The following is a 17164-nucleotide window of genomic DNA, read 5'->3' as shown; positions in this document are numbered from 1 at the left end:
CATGACCAAGTCAGAATTGATTGAAAGACTTGCAACCCAGCAACCTCATATTCCCGCGAAAGCGGTTGAAGATGCAGTAAAAGAGATGCTGGAACATATGGCCTCGACTCTTGCGCAGGGCGAGCGTATTGAAATCCGCGGTTTCGGCAGTTTTTCTTTGCATTACCGCGCACCACGCACCGGACGTAATCCGAAGACTGGCGATAAAGTGGATCTGGAAGGAAAATATGTTCCGCACTTTAAGCCGGGTAAAGAACTGCGCGATCGCGCCAATATTTACGGTTAAGTCCTCAGCAAGACTTAGCCCCGAGAAAAGCACCTGTATGGGTGCTTTTTTCATTTTCACCTCCCTGTGCTGGAATCTCTCTCCCAACATATTTGTATGTTACATCTGCAGTTAAATAACATCGGAACGCACCTCGTTTACCGGTAAATAGTTGCCAGACATCTGCTGAATTGTCCTGCACACTCCCTGTCACAGGGAGGTGTCATATGAAACTAACAACAATCAGTACGTGTGCGTTATGCGGCATTCTCCCGCTGACGGTATTACCCGTATTACCTGACATGCTGTGTGTCAGCTTGGTATTTGGTCTGGCGTGTCTGCTTTGTCTCATTCCTCATCGATATATGCATTACGCTGGATTAGTCCTGCTGTTTTTCCTGTGGGGAATACTGGCTGCGAAAGAGGTTATCTGGGCCGGTAATACGCTGCCTGCGAAAACCCAGCAAGCCATTGTGAGGATAACCGGAACTGATAATATGACAACGCACTACGGCCAAATCACTCACCTTCAGGGGAAACGAATCTTTCCTGCCGTTGGCGTCGTACTGTATGGACAGTACTTACCTGGCGATGTTTGCGCAGGTCAGACATGGGCGATGATGCTGAAAGTTCGCGCTGTGCATGGGCAACTGAATGAAGGTGGATTTGATAGCCAGCGCTATGCATTGGCACAGCATCAGCCGCTAACGGGGCGATTTCTGCAGGCCTCAGTGATTACACCGCAATGCAGTCTGCGTGCACGTTATCTCTCCTCGCTAAAAACCACGCTTGCCGCCTATCCCTGGCAGCAAGTCATACTGGGGCTGGGGATGGGGGAACGTTTGTCTGTATCGCAGGCGGTAAAAAATATAATGCGTGATACCGGAACAGCACATTTGATGGCCATTTCCGGGCTGCATATTGCTTTTGCCGCACTCCTCGCTGGCGGATTGATACGAGGCGGACAATTTTTTATGCCAGCACGCTGGATCTGCTGGCAGGCTCCGCTAGTCGGGGGTGTGCTCTGCGCTGCATTTTATGCCTGGCTGACGGGGCTGCAACCACCGGCATTACGCACGGTCATCGCGCTAATGGTATGGGGGGCACTAAAACTAAGCGGCAGGCAGTGGAGTGGCTGGGCGGTCTGGATTACCTGTCTGGCAGCAATTGTGGTAGTAGATCCGGTCGCGGTGATTTCACAAAGTCTGTGGTTGTCTGCTTTCGCCGTAGCGGCGCTGCTATTCTGGTTTCAGTGGATGCCGATGCCGTGCTGGCCGCTCTCGCGTATCGGACGTGCAGTGCTGGCGCTTGCTCATCTTCAACTGGGAATTACGGTACTGCTTCTGCCTGTCCAAATCGCATTATTTCACGGTGTTAGCCTGAGCTCATTGCTGGCCAATTTATTTGCGGTACCGCTGGTCACATTTGTTTCAGTTCCTCTGATATTGGCGGGTATGGTCGTGCATTTAACCGGTCAGGTGATGATCGAGGCAGGGCTGTGGTATCTCGCTGACCGTTCTCTGGAGCTGTTATTTTGGGGTCTCAATAGCTTACCGGAAGGATGGCTCAACATTGATGCGCGTTGGCAATGGCTTGCACTGTCCCCATGGCTGATGCTTATTGCATGGCGATTAAATGCCTGGGAAACGCTACCGGTTGCCTGTTTTACCGGGCTTTTGTTATTGAGTGGACCGTTCTGGAGGACACCCCGCGCTGATTTGTGGCAGGTACATATGCTGGACGTCGGGCAGGGGCTGGCGATGGTGATTGCGCGTAATGGTAAAGCACTGCTTTATGATACTGGTCTGGCATGGCCTGAAGGTGATAGCGCGCAACAGCTGATTATTCCCTGGCTACGTTGGCACAACCTGGAACCGCAAGGGGTAATTCTAAGTCACGAGCATTTGGATCACCGGGGAGGGTTGCAATCGCTACAGCAAGCCTGGCCGTCACTGTGGATCAGAAGTCCGTTGGGCTGGAAAGGGCATCTCCCTTGTTTTCGCGGGGAGCATTGGCAATGGCAGGGATTAACATTTAGTGCACATTGGCCAGTCAGTGGAAATAAAGAGCAGGGGAATAACCATTCCTGTGTGGTAAAGGTGGATGACGGACATCAGAGTATTCTCCTGACTGGTGATATTGAATCCCCTGCTGAACAAAAAATGCTAAGTCACTACTGGCAGCATCTGCAGGCTACGTTTGTGCAGGTTCCACACCACGGGAGTAACACGTCATCCTCATTGGCGCTGATTCAACGCGTTGGCGGACAGGCCGCAATAGCCTCAGCATCCCGCTACAATGCCTGGCGTCTACCGTCATGGAAAGTCCGACAGCGTTACCGGAAACAAAATTATCAGTGGCTGGACACACCCCACCAGGGGCAAATCACGCTAGATATTTATCAAAAAAGTTGGCGCATACGCAGCTTACGGGATCAGATTTTACCCCGTTGGTATCATCAGTGGTTTGGCGTGTTGGAGGATAACGGGTAGAATATGCGGCTATTCTAACAAATGCTGGTTTTTTGAATGCATAACGATAAAGATCTCTCTACGTGGCAGACGTTTCGCCGACTATGGCCAACCATAGCGCCTTTTAAATCGGGTCTGATCGTGGCGGGTATAGCGTTAGTCCTTAACGCGGCCAGCGATACCTTCATGTTATCGCTCCTCAAGCCATTACTGGATGATGGTTTTGGTAAAACTGATCGCTCTGTGCTGCTGTGGATGCCTCTGGTGGTCATTGGGCTAATGATAGTTCGCGGTATTACGAGCTACGTCTCCAGCTACTGTATTTCATGGGTGTCAGGCAAAGTGGTCATGACCATGCGCCGCCGCCTGTTTGGTCATATGATGGGTATGCCTGTCGCCTTTTTTGATAAACAGTCTACCGGTACGCTGCTGTCTCGTATTACCTATGATTCAGAGCAGGTCGCGTCATCATCTTCTGGTGCGCTAATCACCGTAGTACGTGAAGGTGCCTCGATTATTGGCCTGTTTATCATGATGTTCTATTACAGTTGGCAGCTGTCATTGATCCTGATTGTGCTGGCACCAATTGTGTCAGTGGCAATCCGAGTGGTTTCCAAGCGCTTTCGTAGCATCAGTAAAAACATGCAAAACACCATGGGGCAGGTTACGACAAGTGCGGAGCAGATGCTGAAAGGCCACAAAGAAGTTTTGATTTTTGGTGGCCAGGAAGTTGAAACCAAGCGTTTTGACAAAGTCAGCAACAAGATGCGTCTGCAGGGTATGAAGATGGTTTCTGCCTCTTCTATCTCCGATCCTATCATCCAGTTGATCGCTTCTCTGGCTCTGGCCTTCGTGTTATATGCGGCCAGTTTCCCAAGCGTGATGGAAAACCTGACGGCAGGGACAATCACCGTTGTCTTCTCTTCAATGATCGCCCTGATGCGTCCACTGAAGTCACTGACTAACGTCAATGCGCAGTTCCAGCGCGGTATGGCGGCATGCCAGACCTTATTTACGATACTGGATAGCGAACAAGAGAAAGATGAAGGTAAACGCGTCATTGAGCGCGCTTCTGGCGATCTGGAGTTCCGTAACGTGACCTTTACCTACCCGGGCCGTGACATTCCTGCACTACGTAACATCAACCTGAATATTCCGGCGGGCAAAACCGTTGCCCTGGTTGGTCGTTCGGGTTCTGGTAAATCCACTATCGCCAGCCTGATCACGCGCTTCTACGATATTGATGAAGGGCAGATTCTGATGGATGGGCACGACCTTCGTGAATACACCCTGTCATCGCTGCGCGCTCAGGTGGCGCTGGTATCGCAGAACGTTCACCTGTTCAATGATACGGTTGCCAACAACATCGCCTACGCGCGTACCGATATGTACAGCCGCGAGCAGATCGAAAAAGCGGCACAGATGGCCTACGCCATGGATTTCATCAACAAGATGGATGATGGTCTGGATACGGTGATTGGCGAAAACGGCGTGCTGCTTTCAGGTGGTCAGCGCCAGCGTATCGCCATCGCTCGCGCCTTGCTGCGCGACAGTCCGATCCTGATCCTCGATGAAGCTACGTCGGCGCTGGATACCGAATCCGAACGCGCGATTCAGTCTGCACTTGATGAGCTACAGAAAAACCGTACTTCTCTGGTCATTGCTCACCGTCTTTCAACCATTGAACAAGCCGACGAAATCATCGTGGTGGAGGATGGTCTGATTGTCGAACGCGGAACCCATAGCGACCTGATTGAGCAGCGCGGGGTCTATGCGCAATTACACAAAATGCAATTCGGTCAATGATCGCACGTATCTGGTCTGGTGAATCGCCGCTGTGGCGATTGTTACTTCCACTCTCCTGGCTTTATGGCCTGGTGAGTGGCGGGATCCGTCTATGCTACAAGCTTGGGCTGAAACGCGCTTGGCGCGCGCCAGTACCGGTTGTGGTGGTCGGCAATCTTACAGCCGGCGGCAATGGCAAAACACCGGTGGTAATTTGGCTGGTTGAACAACTGCAGCAACGCGGGATTCGCGTGGGCGTGGTGTCGCGTGGTTACGGCGGGAAAGCGGCTGCTTACCCGTTGTTATTGACCGCAGAGACCACTACCGCAGAAGCGGGTGATGAACCTGTGCTGATCGCCCAACGTACCGGCGTGCCGGTAGCGGTATCCCCGGTAAGATCGGATGCGGTAAAAGCCATTTTGGCCCAACATGACGTGCAGATTATTGTGACCGACGATGGGCTACAGCACTATCGTCTGGCGCGAGATGTTGAAATCGTGGTTATTGACGGTGTGCGTCGGTTTGGTAACGGCTGGTGGCTCCCTGCTGGGCCAATGCGTGAACGCGCAGGTCGCCTTAAATCGGTAGATGCCACGATCGTTAATGGCGGCGTTGCGCGACCGGGTGAAATTCCCATGCATCTTGAGCCGGGGCCGGCCGTTAATTTACGTACCGGTGAACGTCGCGATGTGGCGCAACTGCCTGATATTGTCGCCATGGCGGGTATCGGTCATCCACCCCGTTTTTTTGCCACGCTTGAGGCATGTGGCGCCAGGTTACAAAAATGTGTCGCACTGGCAGACCATCAGTCTCTGACCTACAGTGACGTCAGTGCGTTGTTAGCAGAAGGACAAACGCTGGTGATGACGGAAAAAGATGCCGTGAAATGTCGTGCATTTGCCGATGATAACTGGTGGTATTTACCCGTTGACGCACATCTGTCAGGCGAACGGCCTGATGCGTTGCTGGATAGCTTAATCTCGCTGACTCGCTGACTGATTCACGCTGCGGCAGCGAATCATTTATGAGGTCATAAATGTCGTTGCCGCGTCTTACTCTGACGGATGCCCGTCATCTTCATCTTGCTGCCCAGGGGCTACTGAAAAAAACACGCCGCCGGGCAACGCCTGCAGATATTCTTCCCACCATTTCGCGTATGTCGTTACTGCAAATCGATACCATCAATATTGTGGCGCGCAGTCCCTATCTGGTGCTGTTTAGTCGTTTGGGTGACTATTCCCCCCAATGGCTGGATGAGTCCTTACTGCAGGGGGAATTGATGGAGTATTGGGCGCATGAAGCCTGTTTTTTACCGCGCAGCGACTTTACGCTGATACGCCATCGTATGTTGGCTCCGGAAAAAATGGGCTGGAAATACAAAGCGGCGTGGATGAAAGAGCATGCTCATGAAATTGAGCAACTGTTACAGCATATCCAGCATAACGGGCCGGTACGTTCAGCCGATTTCGAGCATCCGCGTAAGGGCGCCAGCGGTTGGTGGGAATGGAAACCACAAAAGCGGCATCTGGAAGGGCTTTTTACATCCGGGAAAGTGATGGTGGTGGAGCGGCGTAATTTTCAGCGAGTGTATGATTTAACGCATCGCGTCATGCCTCATTGGGATGACGAGCGTGACCGGCTGTCGCAGGATGAAGCCGAAATTGTGATGCTGGATAATAGCGCCCGTAGTTTGGGTATTTTCCGTGAGCAGTGGTTGGCGGACTACTATCGCCTGAAGCGTCCGGCGTTAAAAAACTGGTGCGATATGCGAAGGGAACAGCGACATATAATTCCTGTTGATGTAGAAGGGCTGGGCACCTTGTGGTTGCACAGCCACCTTCAGCCGCAACTGGAACTTGCTCTGGCGGGAAAGTTGACTGCCACCCACAACGCTGTTTTATCCCCGTTTGATCCGGTGGTCTGGGATCGTAAACGGGCAGAACAGCTGTTTGATTTTAGCTACCGACTGGAATGCTATACGCCAGCGCCGAAACGTCAGTATGGTTATTTCGTCTTGCCGTTGCTGCATCGCGGGCAGTTAGTTGGGCGCATGGACGCCAAAATGCACCGTAAAACCGGCGTGCTGGAGGTTATTTCGCTGTGGTTGCAGGATGGCATCAAACCAGGGGTTACTCTGCAAAAAGGATTGTTTCAGGCGATTGATGATTTTGCCCGCTGGCAGCAGGCGACGCGAGTGACATTGGGGAATTGCCCGGACGGTTTATTTGCTGAATCTCGGCACGGTTGGGAAATAGACCCAGCCTCTTAATTGATTATGTTAATATTTACGGATTCACAATCCGGTCCATCTGGAGGAACTATGGATCATCGTCTGCTTGAAATCATTGCCTGCCCGGTATGCAATGGCAAACTCTGGTTTAACCAGGAAAAACAGGAACTGATTTGTAAACTGGATAACCTTGCTTTCCCACTGCGCGACGGCATTCCAGTTTTGCTGGAAACCGAAGCCCGTGTTCTGACTGCTGATGAGAGTAAATCATGAGTTTTGTGGTCATTATTCCTGCGCGTTATGCGTCCACACGTTTGCCGGGTAAGCCGCTGCTGGATATCAACGGCAAGCCCATGATTGTGCATGTCCTGGAACGTGCGCGTGAATCTGGCGCCGAGCGTATTATTGTTGCCACCGATCATGAAGATGTCGCTCGTGCGGTAGAAGCGGTGGGTGGCGAAGTGTGCATGACCCGTGCCGATCACCAGTCTGGCACGGAGCGACTGGCGGAAGTTGTCGAGAAATGTGGCTTTAGCGATGATACCGTTATTGTGAACGTCCAGGGTGATGAGCCGATGATCCCGGCGGTCATTATTCGTCAGGTCGCTGAGAATCTGGCGCAGCGCCAGGTTGGTATGGCGACCCTTGCAGCCCCGATTCACAGCGCGGAAGAGGCGTTTAATCCGAATGCGGTAAAAGTTGTGCTGGATGCCGAAGGTTATGCTCTCTATTTTTCCCGTGCGACGATCCCATGGGATCGCGACCGTTTTTCCAAAAGCCTCGAAACGGTGGGCGATACCTTCCTGCGTCACCTGGGCATTTACGGTTATCGCGCCGGATTTATTCGCCGTTATGTAAACTGGCAGCCGAGTCCACTTGAGCATATTGAAATGCTGGAGCAACTGCGTGTGCTGTGGTACGGCGAGAAAATTCACGTTGCCGTCGCAAAAGAAGTCCCAGGAACCGGCGTAGACACTGCCGAAGACCTTGAGCGCGTTCGCGCTGAAATGCGTTAGTTTTTCTCATGACACTCCCCCCCGGTGATGCGATTTTTGGGAGGAGTGTCGTATCGTTACGCTTTCCCTCCACTTTTCTTTTCATCAATTGATCTCATCCGGGTGACATCTGTCTGCACGACGCTCATTATGAAAGCAGTAGCATTAATGAGGGCAATCTGAAATGGAACAGTTGCGTGCCGAACTCAGCCATCTGCTGGGTGAAAAACTCAGTCGTATTGAATGCGTAAATGAAAAAGTGGATACGGCCCTGTGGTCACTGTATGACAGCCAGGGAAATCCGATGCCACTGATGGCGAGAAGTTTCACCACACCGGGGATGGCGCAGCAGTTAGCATGGAAAACCACCATGCTGGCACGCAGCGGGACTGTGCGTATGCCAGTCATTTATGGGGTCTTAACGCACGAAGAACATCCCGGCCCTGATGTCCTGTTGCTTGAGCGTTTACGCGGTGTGCCGGTAGAAGCGCCAGCCAGAACGCCCGAACGCTGGGAACATCTAAAGGATCAGATTGTAGAAGGTCTGCTTTCATGGCATCGACAGGATAGCCGCGGCTGTGTGGGAATGGTGGATAACACGCAAGAGAATATCTGGCCATCCTGGTATCGTCAGCGAGTTGAGGTGTTGTGGACTACGTTAAGTCAGTTCAACAATACCGGGCTGACGATGCAGGACAAACGGATCCTGTTTCGTACCCGTGAGTGTTTGCCCGCTTTATTTGAAGGATTCAATGATAACTGCGTGCTGATCCACGGTAATTTCAGCTTACGCAGCATGCTTAAAGACGCCCGTAGCGATCAGCTTCTGGCAATGGTGGGGCCGGGGTTGATGCTGTGGGCGCCCAGGGAATATGAACTGTTCCGCTTAATGGATAATGCGCTGGCGGAAAGCCTGCTATGGCAATACCTGCAGCGCGCGCCAGTGGCGGAGTCGTTCATCTGGCGGCGCTGGTTGTATGTGTTATGGGATGAGGTTGCGCAACTGGTCAATACCGGACGTTTTAATCGTTCCAACTTTGACCTGGCAACGAAATCACTGCTGCCGTGGCTCGCCTGAACCTTTTAGCCACTGCCAGATGCGCCCCAACGTTTCGTAACCAACACGATCGCTATGCATCAGCCAGACAGGCGAAGGAATTGCTCGCTCCCACGGATTGAGTGGTGAATCGATGGCCAGTTGATTAGCGGGTGCAGGCAACGGATGCAGTCCGGCCTGCTGGAAGAAAATCATCGCACGCGGTAAGTGCGATGCGGATGTCACCAGCAGGAACGGCGTATCGCCAATGGCCTGTTTTACTTCTATCGCTTCTTCTTCGGTATCTTTAGGTTTGTCCAGCGTAATGATCTCGCTGCGGGGCACGCCCAGCGACTGCGCCACGCGAGCGCCAGCTTCAGCCGTGCTGACATTATTGGTCTTTGCGGCAGCGCCGGTAAAGATAAGCTTCGAGCCCGGGTTTGCGCGCCATAGGCGAATACCTTCATTCAGACGTGGAAGGCTGTTGTTGATCAGGTTTGAACTTGGCGCCCACTGCGGATTCCACGTATATCCGCCACCCAACACCACAATGTACTCCACTTTTTGCGTACCCTGCCAGGTTGGATAACTATCCTCAAGCGGTTTCAGCAGACGATCGGCGACAGGTTGCAGGCTAAGCAGTAAAAGTGCGAGCCAACTCAGGCTGATACACACTTTCCCCGTTTTCTGAAAGCGGCTAAACCAGATTAACCCCAGGCCGATGCCCATCACAAGCAGCATCAACGGAAGCGGCAGCATCATACCGCCAATCACTTTCTTCAGCGTAAAAAGCATCCTTTTTGGTTCCTTTTTTAACCATATAGCAGGGGATCTGCAGCGATATTACACCAGGAAGGTTCATTCTCGGCGTGGGTGTGACAAAATAGCGGTTTTACTTAGTCGCCCTAAAGCCAGCCTGTGGAGAGCCCGATGCGGGATCGCAATTTTGATGACATTGCAGAGAAGTTTTCCCGTAACATTTACGGCACCACCAAAGGTCAATTAAGACAGGCTATTCTCTGGCAGGATTTGGATCGCTTACTGCCCACGCTCGGTGAACAGAAATTACATATTCTGGATGCGGGTGGGGGCGAAGGGCAAACGGCCATCAAAATGGCGGAGCGCGGTCACTTCGTGACATTATGTGACCTGTCCGGTGAGATGATCGCCCGTGCGCAACAGGCAGCAGAGGCAAAAGGTGTGAGCGGAAACATGCATTTCATACAATGCGCCGCTCAGGATGTTGCTGCGCATTTGGAAAGCCCGGTTGATCTGATATTGTTTCATGCTGTGCTGGAATGGGTGGCCGAACCGGTTTGCGTGCTGCAAACCCTGTGGTCGGTATTACGTCCCGGCGGCGCGTTATCGTTAATGTTCTACAATGCTAACGGTCTGCTGATGCACAACATGGTCGCAGGGAATTTCGACTATGTGCAGGTTGGGATGCCAAAACGTAAAAAACGTACGCTTTCACCAGACTATCCGCGTGAACCAGGACAGGTTTACCAGTGGCTGGAAGAGATCGGTTGGCAGATAACCGGTAAGACAGGCGTGCGCGTGTTTCATGATTATCTGCGAGATAAGCATCAACAGCGTGACGGTTATGAAATGTTACTTGAGTTAGAAACGCGCTATTGCCGCCAGGAACCGTATATCAGCCTTGGCCGCTATATTCATGTCACCGCGCGCAAACCGCAGATGCAAGGATAACCTATGAGTGAATTTTCCCAGACAGTCCCCGAACTGGTTGCCTGGGCCAGAAAAAATGACTTCTCCATCTCTCTGCCGGTAGACAGACTTTCGTTCCTGCTGGCGGTAGCCACGTTGAACGGTGAGCGACTTGACGGTGAGATGAGCGAAGGCGAGCTGGTGGATGCGTTCCGCCATGTGAGTGATGCGTTTGAGCAAACCAGCGAAACCATCGGTGTTCGCGCCAATAACGCGATTAACGACATGGTACGTCAACGTCTGCTGAACCGCTTTACCAGCGAGCAGGCGGAAGGTAACGCTATTTATCGTTTAACGCCGCTGGGGATTGGCATCACGGATTACTATATTCGTCAGCGCGAATTCTCTACATTGCGTTTGTCGATGCAGTTGTCGATTGTTGCTGGTGAGCTGAAGCGCGCGGCAGATGCCGCCGCAGAAGGTGGTGATGAATTCCACTGGCACCGCAACGTCTATGCACCATTGAAGTATTCGGTAGCGGAAATTTTCGACAGTATCGATCTGACCCAGCGCATCATGGATGAACAGCAGCAGCAGGTAAAAGACGACATCGCACAGTTGCTAAACAAAGACTGGCGGGCGGCAATTTCCAGCTGTGAAATGCTGCTGTCTGAAACGTCTGGTACGCTGCGTGAACTGCAGGATACGCTGGAAGCCGCAGGCGATAAGCTGCAGGCGAACTTGTTACGCATTCAGGACGCGACGATGGCTCATGACGATTTGCATTTCGTCGACCGGCTGGTGTTCGACCTGCAAAGCAAGCTCGACCGTATTATCAGCTGGGGTCAGCAATCCATCGATTTGTGGATCGGCTACGATCGTCACGTGCACAAGTTTATCCGTACCGCTATTGATATGGACAAAAATCGCGTCTTTGCCCAGCGTTTACGTCAGTCTGTCCAGAGCTATTTTGACGATCCGTGGGCGTTGACCTATGCCAATGCCGATCGTCTGCTGGATATGCGTGACGAAGAGATGGTGCTGCGTGATGAAGAGGTCACCGGTGAGCTCCCGGCCGATCTGGAATATGAAGAATTTAACGAGATCCGCGAACAGCTGGCGGCAATTATCGAAGAGCAGTTGGCTATCTATAAATCCAGACAAACGCCACTGGATCTCGGATTGGTCGTGCGCGAGTATCTGGCGCAATATCCACGTGCGCGTCACTTCGACGTTGCGCGTATTGTTATCGATCAGGCGGTACGTCTTGGCGTAGCGCAAGCAGACTTCACCGGACTGCCAGCCAAATGGCAGCCGATTAATGATTACGGAGCCAAGGTACAGGCGCATGTCATTGACAAATATTGAACAAGTGATGCCGGTCAAGCTGGCGCAGGCGCTGGCGAATCCGTTATTTCCGGCGCTGGATAGCGCGTTACGTTCGGGTCGTCATATCGGCCTGGATGAACTGGATAATCATGCCTTCCTGATGGATTTTCAGGAATATTTTGAAGAGTTTTACAGCCGCTATAACGTGGAATTGATCCGTGCGCCGGAAGGGTTCTTCTACCTTCGTCCGCGTTCAACGACGCTCATTCCCCGTTCGGTCCTGTCTGAACTGGACATGATGGTCGGTAAAATTCTTTGTTATCTCTATCTCAGCCCGGAACGTCTGGCAAACGAAGGGATTTTTACTCAGCAAGAGCTGTACGACGAGCTGCTAACGCTGGCGGATGAAGCCAAACTGCTGAAGCTGGTGAACAACCGTTCGACCGGTTCGGACGTTGATCGCCAGAAACTCCAGGAAAAAGTGCGTTCTTCACTTAACCGCCTGCGTCGTTTAGGCATGGTGTGGTTTATGGGTCACGACAGTAGCAAATTCCGCATTACGGAATCAGTCTTCCGCTTTGGCGCGGACGTGCGCAGCGGTGACGATCCGCGCGAAGCGCAGCGTCGCTTAATTCGTGATGGCGAAGCGATGCCGGTCGAGAACCGCCTGCAGCTCAACGATGAGCCCGAAGAGAATCAGCCGGACAGTGGAGAAGAAGAATAATGATTGAACGCGGTAAATTTCGCTCACTTACGCTGATTAACTGGAATGGTTTTTTTGCCCGTACGTTTGACCTTGATGAGCTGGTTACCACGCTGTCGGGCGGGAACGGGGCGGGTAAATCCACCACCATGGCGGCATTCGTTACAGCGCTTATCCCGGACTTAACCTTGCTGCATTTTCGTAATACCACCGAAGCCGGTGCAACCAGCGGCTCACGCGATAAAGGTCTGCACGGAAAGCTGAAAGCAGGTGTCTGTTACTCGATGCTCGACGTCCTCAACTCGCGTCATCAGCGCGTGGTCGTGGGTGTGCGTCTGCAACAGGTTGCGGGTCGTGATCGCAAAGTGGATATCAAACCGTTTGCCATTCAGGGGCTGCCGATGTCGGTACAGCCAACCCAACTGGTGACGGAAACGCTGAACGAACGCCAGGCGCGCGTACTGTCTCTACCTGAGCTGAAAGAGAAGCTTGATGAGATGGAAGGTGTGCAGTTTAAGCAGTTCAACTCAATAACCGATTATCATTCGCTGATGTTCGATCTGGGCATCATTGCCCGGCGTCTGCGCTCCGCGTCTGATCGTAGTAAATTCTACCGTCTGATTGAAGCCTCGCTGTACGGCGGGATCTCCAGCGCCATTACCCGTTCACTGCGTGACTACCTGCTGCCGGAAAACGGCGGCGTGCGTAAAGCGTTCCAGGATATGGAAGCCGCGCTGCGTGAAAACCGCATGACGCTGGAAGCGATTCGCGTCACCCAGTCAGATCGCGACCTGTTTAAGCATTTGATCAGCGAAGCGACTAACTATGTGGCGGCAGATTATATGCGCCACGCTAATGAACGTCGTATTCACCTCGACAAAGCGCTGGAATATCGGCGTGAACTGTATACCTCGCGCCAGCAGCTGGCCGCAGAGCAGTATAAGCATGTGGATATGGCGCGTGAACTGGGCGAGCATAACGGCGCGGAAGGCGATCTGGAAGCCGATTATCAGGCCGCGAGCGATCACCTGAATCTGGTGCAAACCGCACTGCGTCAGCAGGAAAAAATTGAACGCTACGAAGCGGATCTCGAAGAGTTGCAGATCCGTCTCGAAGAACAAAATGAAGTCGTGGCAGAAGCTGTCGATCGTCAGGATGAGAATGAAGCCCGTGCGGAAGCCGCCGAGCTGGAAGTGGATGAGCTGAAAAGCCAGCTTGCCGATTACCAGCAGGCGCTGGACGTCCAGCAAACGCGCGCCATCCAGTACACTCAGGCGATTCAGGCACTGAGCCGAGCCAAAGAGCTTTGCCACTTACCGGATCTGACCGCCGATAGCGCCGCTGAATGGCTGGAAACCTTCCAGGCCAAAGAGCAGGAAGCGACCGAGAAGTTGCTGACGCTGGAACAAAAAATGAGCGTGGCGCAAACTGCGCACAGCCAGTTCGAACAGGCTTACCAACTGGTGGCGGCTATCAACGGCCCGCTGGCGCGTGGTGAAGCCTGGAGCGTGGCGCGTGAGCTGCTGCGCGAAGGCGTTGAACAGCGCCACCTGGCGGAACAGGTTCAGCCATTGCGCATGCGTTTGAGCGAGCTGGAACAGCGTCTGCGCGAACAGCAGGAAGCCGAGCGTCTGCTGGCTGAATTCTGCAAGCGTCAGGGTAAACAGTTCGATATCGATGAGCTGGAAGCGCTGCACCAGGAACTGGAAGCGCGTATCGCCGCCTTGTCGGACAGCGTCTCGTCTGCCAGCGAACAGCGTATGACGCTGCGTCAGGAGCAGGAGCAGCTGCAATCGCGTATCCAGCATCTGATGAAACGCGCGCCTGTCTGGCTGGCCGCGCAAAATAGCCTGAACCAGCTTAGCGAGCAGTGTGGCGAAGAGTTTACCTCCAGCCAGGATGTGACCGAGTATCTGCAACAATTGCTGGAGCGCGAGCGTGAAGCCATTGTTGAGCGGGATGAAGTCGGCGCGCGCAAAAATGCGGTTGATGAAGAGATTGAACGTTTAAGTCAGCCGGGCGGGGCGGAAGATCAGCGCCTCAATGCGCTGGCGGAACGCTTCGGCGGCGTGCTGTTGTCTGAAATCTATGACGATGTTAGCCTTGAAGATGCGCCGTACTTCTCTGCGCTGTACGGTCCTTCGCGCCATGCCATCGTGGTGCCGGATCTGTCACTGATTACTGAGCAACTTGATGGGCTGACGGATTGCCCGGAAGACCTCTACTTCATCGAAGGGGATCCGCAGTCGTTTGATGACAGCGTCTTCAGCGTCGATGAACTTGAAAAAGCGGTAGTGGTGAAAACCGCCGAGCGTCAGTGGCGTTATTCCCGCTTCCCGACGGTGCCGATTTTTGGTCGTGCTGCGCGCGAAAGCCGTATCGAAACCCTGCATGCCGAGCGTGAAGGGCTGTCTGAACGTTTTGCAACGCTCTCCTTTGACGTCCAGAAAACCCAGCGTCTGCACCAGGCGTTTAGCCGCTTTATTGGCAGCCATCTGTCGGTGGCATTTGAAGCCGATCCGGAAGCGGAAATTCGCCAACTGAACAGCCGTCGCGTTGAACTCGAACGTGCGCTGACCAATCATGAAAATGATAATCAGCAAAGCCGTATGCAGTTTGAACAGGCGAAAGAGGGGGTTTCTGCTCTTAACCGCCTGCTGCCGCGTTTGAATCTGCTGGCAGATGACACGCTGGCCGATCGTGTGGACGAAATTCGTGAGCGTCTGGATGAAGCCCAGGAAGCGGCGCGTTTTGTGCAGCAGCACGGCAACCAGTTAGCCAAACTGGAACCGATGGTTTCGGTTCTGCAAAATGATCCGGAGCAGTTTGAACAGCTGAAAGAAGACTACGCGTATTCTCAGCAGATGCAGCGTGATGCGCGTCAGCAAGCTTTTGCCCTGACCGAAGTGGTACAGCGCCGGGCGCACTTTAGCTATTCCGACTCCGCCGAAATGCTCAGCGGTAACAGCGATCTGAATGAGAAACTGCGTGAGCGTCTGGAACAGGCGGAAGCTGAACGTACCCGCGCCCGTGAAGCGTTGCGCAGCCATGCCGCGCAGTTGAGCCAGTACAATCAGGTTATGGCCTCGCTGAAAAGCTCTTATGACACCAAGAAAGAGCTACTGAACGATTTACAACGCGAACTGCAGGATATCGGCGTTCGCGCAGACAGCGGCGCTGAAGAGCGTGCGCGTATTCGTCGTGATGAACTGCATGCGCAGCTCAGTAATAACCGCGCTCGTCGCAACCAACTGGAAAAAGCGCTAACCTTCTGCGAAGCGGAGATGGAAAACCTGACCCGCAAGCTGCGCAAGCTTGAGCGCGATTACCATGAAATGCGTGAGCAGGTGGTGACCGCGAAAGCCGGCTGGTGTGCGGTGATGCGGATGGTGAAAGATAACGGTGTGGAACGTCGTCTGCACCGTCGCGAGTTGGCCTATCTTTCCGGTGACGAACTGCGTTCGATGTCGGATAAGGCGCTCGGTGCGCTACGTCTGGCGGTTGCGGATAACGAACATCTGCGCGATGTGTTGCGCATGTCTGAAGATCCAAAACGTCCAGAACGTAAAATTCAGTTCTTTGTCGCGGTTTACCAGCATCTGCGTGAACGTATTCGCCAGGATATTATCCGTACCGACGATCCGGTTGAAGCCATCGAGCAGATGGAGATTGAATTGAGCCGTCTGACGGAAGAATTAACCTCCCGCGAACAGAAGCTGGCGATCAGCTCTCGCAGCGTGGCGAATATTATCCGTAAGACGATTCAGCGCGAACAGAACCGTATTCGCATGCTGAACCAGGGTCTGCAAAGCGTGTCGTTTGGCCAGGTAAACAGCGTTCGTCTGAACGTCAACGTACGCGAGACGCATGCCACCTTGCTGGACGTACTCTCCGAGCAGCATGAGCAGCACCAGGATCTGTTTAACAGCAATCGTCTGACCTTCTCTGAAGCGCTGGCGAAGCTGTATCAGCGTCTGAATCCGCAGATTGACATGGGACAGCGTACGCCGCAAACCATTGGTGAAGAACTGCTCGACTACCGCAACTACCTGGAAATGGAAGTTGAGGTTAACCGTGGTTCTGACGGTTGGCTGCGTGCCGAATCGGGCGCCCTGTCCACAGGGGAAGCGATCGGTACCGGGATGTCAATCCTCGTGATGGTTGTTCAAAGCTGGGAAGATGAAGGGCGTAGACTGCGTGGGAAAGATATCTCGCCATGCCGCCTGTTGTTCCTTGATGAAGCCGCACGACTTGATGCCCGCTCCATCGCAACCCTGTTTGAACTGTGCGAGCGTTTGCAGATGCAGCTGATTATTGCTGCGCCGGAAAATATCAGCCCGGAGAAAGGCACAACCTACAAACTGGTGCGTAAAGTCTTCCAGAACACCGAACACGTTCATGTGGTGGGTCTGCGTGGTTTTGCCCCTCAGTTACCTGAACCCTTACCTGGGATAGAAGATGCCTCTTCGCAGGCAAGCTAAGTAAAAAGGCGGCGCTAAAGCCGCCTTTTTCTTTTCCGATATGCACATGATACCTGGTGTAATTTCTTTAGACTTCTTTACATTAGGTTAGGCAAAAATGATTTGATGTTTATATACTGAAGGTAAGCCTAACGCGTCACCGGGCTTGCTCGTCATACTTCAGAATGTATTGGCGTTTTACAGGCCCGCTCCCTTGAGAGT

At 53.0% G+C, this 17164-nt stretch carries 13 protein-coding genes; 12 read left to right on the top strand and 1 reads right to left on the bottom strand.

Features of this window, described 5'->3' with window-relative positions; all coding sequences use genetic code 11:
* Position 1 precedes the first annotated feature (1 nt).
* The 8 genes from ihfB to G8S19_RS14700 all read left to right on the top strand — a co-directional run bounded on the left by ihfB (position 2) and on the right by G8S19_RS14700 (position 8824).
* The gene (gene ihfB, locus G8S19_RS14735) at positions 2-286 is read left to right on the top strand and encodes an integration host factor subunit beta (RefSeq protein WP_003035780.1); all 285 of its coding nucleotides are present in this window, start codon (positions 2-4) and stop codon (positions 284-286) included.
* A gap of 206 nt (positions 287-492) precedes the next feature.
* A complete protein-coding gene (locus G8S19_RS14730) occupies positions 493-2757 on the top strand; it encodes a ComEC family protein (RefSeq protein WP_115602305.1) in 2265 nt (754 codons plus the stop codon).
* 36 nt (positions 2758-2793) lie between these two features.
* Entirely contained in the window at positions 2794-4542 is a 1749-nt protein-coding gene (msbA, locus tag G8S19_RS14725; protein ID WP_124021528.1) for a lipid A ABC transporter ATP-binding protein/permease MsbA, read from the top strand.
* Entirely contained in the window at positions 4539-5516 is a 978-nt protein-coding gene (gene lpxK / locus G8S19_RS14720) for a tetraacyldisaccharide 4'-kinase (RefSeq protein ID WP_199969285.1), read from the top strand. The genes msbA and lpxK overlap by 4 nt, the downstream gene beginning before the upstream one ends.
* Before the next feature lie 41 nt (positions 5517-5557).
* Entirely contained in the window at positions 5558-6790 is a 1233-nt protein-coding gene (locus G8S19_RS14715) for a winged helix-turn-helix domain-containing protein (RefSeq protein WP_137378646.1), read from the top strand.
* Positions 6791-6841: 51 nt separating this feature from the next.
* Positions 6842-7024 (top strand): protein YcaR, encoded by a 183-nt coding sequence (gene ycaR, locus G8S19_RS14710; RefSeq protein ID WP_003035793.1) that lies wholly within the window; start codon positions 6842-6844, stop codon positions 7022-7024.
* Entirely contained in the window at positions 7021-7767 is a 747-nt protein-coding gene (gene kdsB, locus G8S19_RS14705) for a 3-deoxy-manno-octulosonate cytidylyltransferase (RefSeq protein ID WP_048212136.1), read from the top strand. The genes ycaR and kdsB overlap by 4 nt, the downstream gene beginning before the upstream one ends.
* Positions 7768-7930: 163 nt before the next feature.
* A complete protein-coding gene (locus G8S19_RS14700) occupies positions 7931-8824 on the top strand; it encodes a YcbJ family phosphotransferase (RefSeq protein WP_005123553.1) in 894 nt (297 codons plus the stop codon).
* Here G8S19_RS14700 and elyC read toward each other — a convergent pair.
* A complete protein-coding gene (elyC, locus tag G8S19_RS14695; protein ID WP_124021532.1) occupies positions 8801-9577 on the bottom strand; it encodes an envelope biogenesis factor ElyC in 777 nt (258 codons plus the stop codon). The two genes, G8S19_RS14700 and elyC, sit on opposite strands and share 24 nt — an antisense overlap.
* A gap of 135 nt (positions 9578-9712) precedes the next feature.
* Between elyC and cmoM the strand changes: the two genes are divergently transcribed.
* The 4 genes from cmoM to mukB are packed head-to-tail and all read left to right on the top strand — an operon-like array spanning position 9713 to position 16963.
* Positions 9713-10492 carry a tRNA uridine 5-oxyacetic acid(34) methyltransferase CmoM gene (gene cmoM / locus G8S19_RS14690; protein WP_040231810.1) on the top strand — a complete coding sequence of 260 codons (780 nt, stop codon included), beginning with the start codon at positions 9713-9715 and terminating at the stop codon, positions 10490-10492.
* Positions 10493-10495: 3 nt separating this feature from the next.
* Complete coding sequence (mukF, locus tag G8S19_RS14685) at positions 10496-11818, top strand: chromosome partition protein MukF (protein WP_048212134.1); 1323 nt, start codon at positions 10496-10498, stop codon at positions 11816-11818.
* A complete protein-coding gene (gene mukE / locus G8S19_RS14680; RefSeq protein WP_016152457.1) occupies positions 11799-12503 on the top strand; it encodes a chromosome partition protein MukE in 705 nt (234 codons plus the stop codon). Before mukF ends, mukE begins: the two co-directional genes overlap by 20 nt.
* Entirely contained in the window at positions 12503-16963 is a 4461-nt protein-coding gene (gene mukB / locus G8S19_RS14675) for a chromosome partition protein MukB (RefSeq protein ID WP_124021533.1), read from the top strand. Before mukE ends, mukB begins: the two co-directional genes overlap by 1 nt.
* Positions 16964-17164 lie beyond the last annotated feature (201 nt).

The organism is Citrobacter sp. SX206, from assembly GCF_024181025.1.
Classification (GTDB): Bacteria; Pseudomonadota; Gammaproteobacteria; order Enterobacterales; family Enterobacteriaceae; genus Citrobacter; species Citrobacter youngae.
The sequence above is the reverse complement of the archived record's forward strand: the minus strand, read 5'-3'. Positions and strand labels throughout refer to the sequence as shown.

Excerpts from the sequence above, each read along its gene's own strand:
- ihfB (WP_003035780.1), top strand. The coding sequence starts at position 2 with ATGACCAAGTCAGAATTGATTGAAAGACTTGCAACCCAGCAACCTCAT.
- G8S19_RS14730 (WP_115602305.1), top strand. The coding sequence starts at position 493 with ATGAAACTAACAACAATCAGTACGTGTGCGTTATGCGGCATTCTCCCG.
- msbA (WP_124021528.1), top strand. The coding sequence starts at position 2,794 with ATGCATAACGATAAAGATCTCTCTACGTGGCAGACGTTTCGCCGACTA.
- lpxK (WP_199969285.1), top strand. The coding sequence starts at position 4,539 with ATGATCGCACGTATCTGGTCTGGTGAATCGCCGCTGTGGCGATTGTTA.
- G8S19_RS14715 (WP_137378646.1), top strand. The coding sequence starts at position 5,558 with ATGTCGTTGCCGCGTCTTACTCTGACGGATGCCCGTCATCTTCATCTT.
- ycaR (WP_003035793.1), top strand. The coding sequence starts at position 6,842 with ATGGATCATCGTCTGCTTGAAATCATTGCCTGCCCGGTATGCAATGGC.
- kdsB (WP_048212136.1), top strand. The coding sequence starts at position 7,021 with ATGAGTTTTGTGGTCATTATTCCTGCGCGTTATGCGTCCACACGTTTG.
- G8S19_RS14700 (WP_005123553.1), top strand. The coding sequence starts at position 7,931 with ATGGAACAGTTGCGTGCCGAACTCAGCCATCTGCTGGGTGAAAAACTC.
- elyC (WP_124021532.1), bottom strand. The coding sequence starts at position 9,577 with ATGCTTTTTACGCTGAAGAAAGTGATTGGCGGTATGATGCTGCCGCTT.
- cmoM (WP_040231810.1), top strand. The coding sequence starts at position 9,713 with ATGCGGGATCGCAATTTTGATGACATTGCAGAGAAGTTTTCCCGTAAC.
- mukF (WP_048212134.1), top strand. The coding sequence starts at position 10,496 with ATGAGTGAATTTTCCCAGACAGTCCCCGAACTGGTTGCCTGGGCCAGA.
- mukE (WP_016152457.1), top strand. The coding sequence starts at position 11,799 with ATGTCATTGACAAATATTGAACAAGTGATGCCGGTCAAGCTGGCGCAG.
- mukB (WP_124021533.1), top strand. The coding sequence starts at position 12,503 with ATGATTGAACGCGGTAAATTTCGCTCACTTACGCTGATTAACTGGAAT.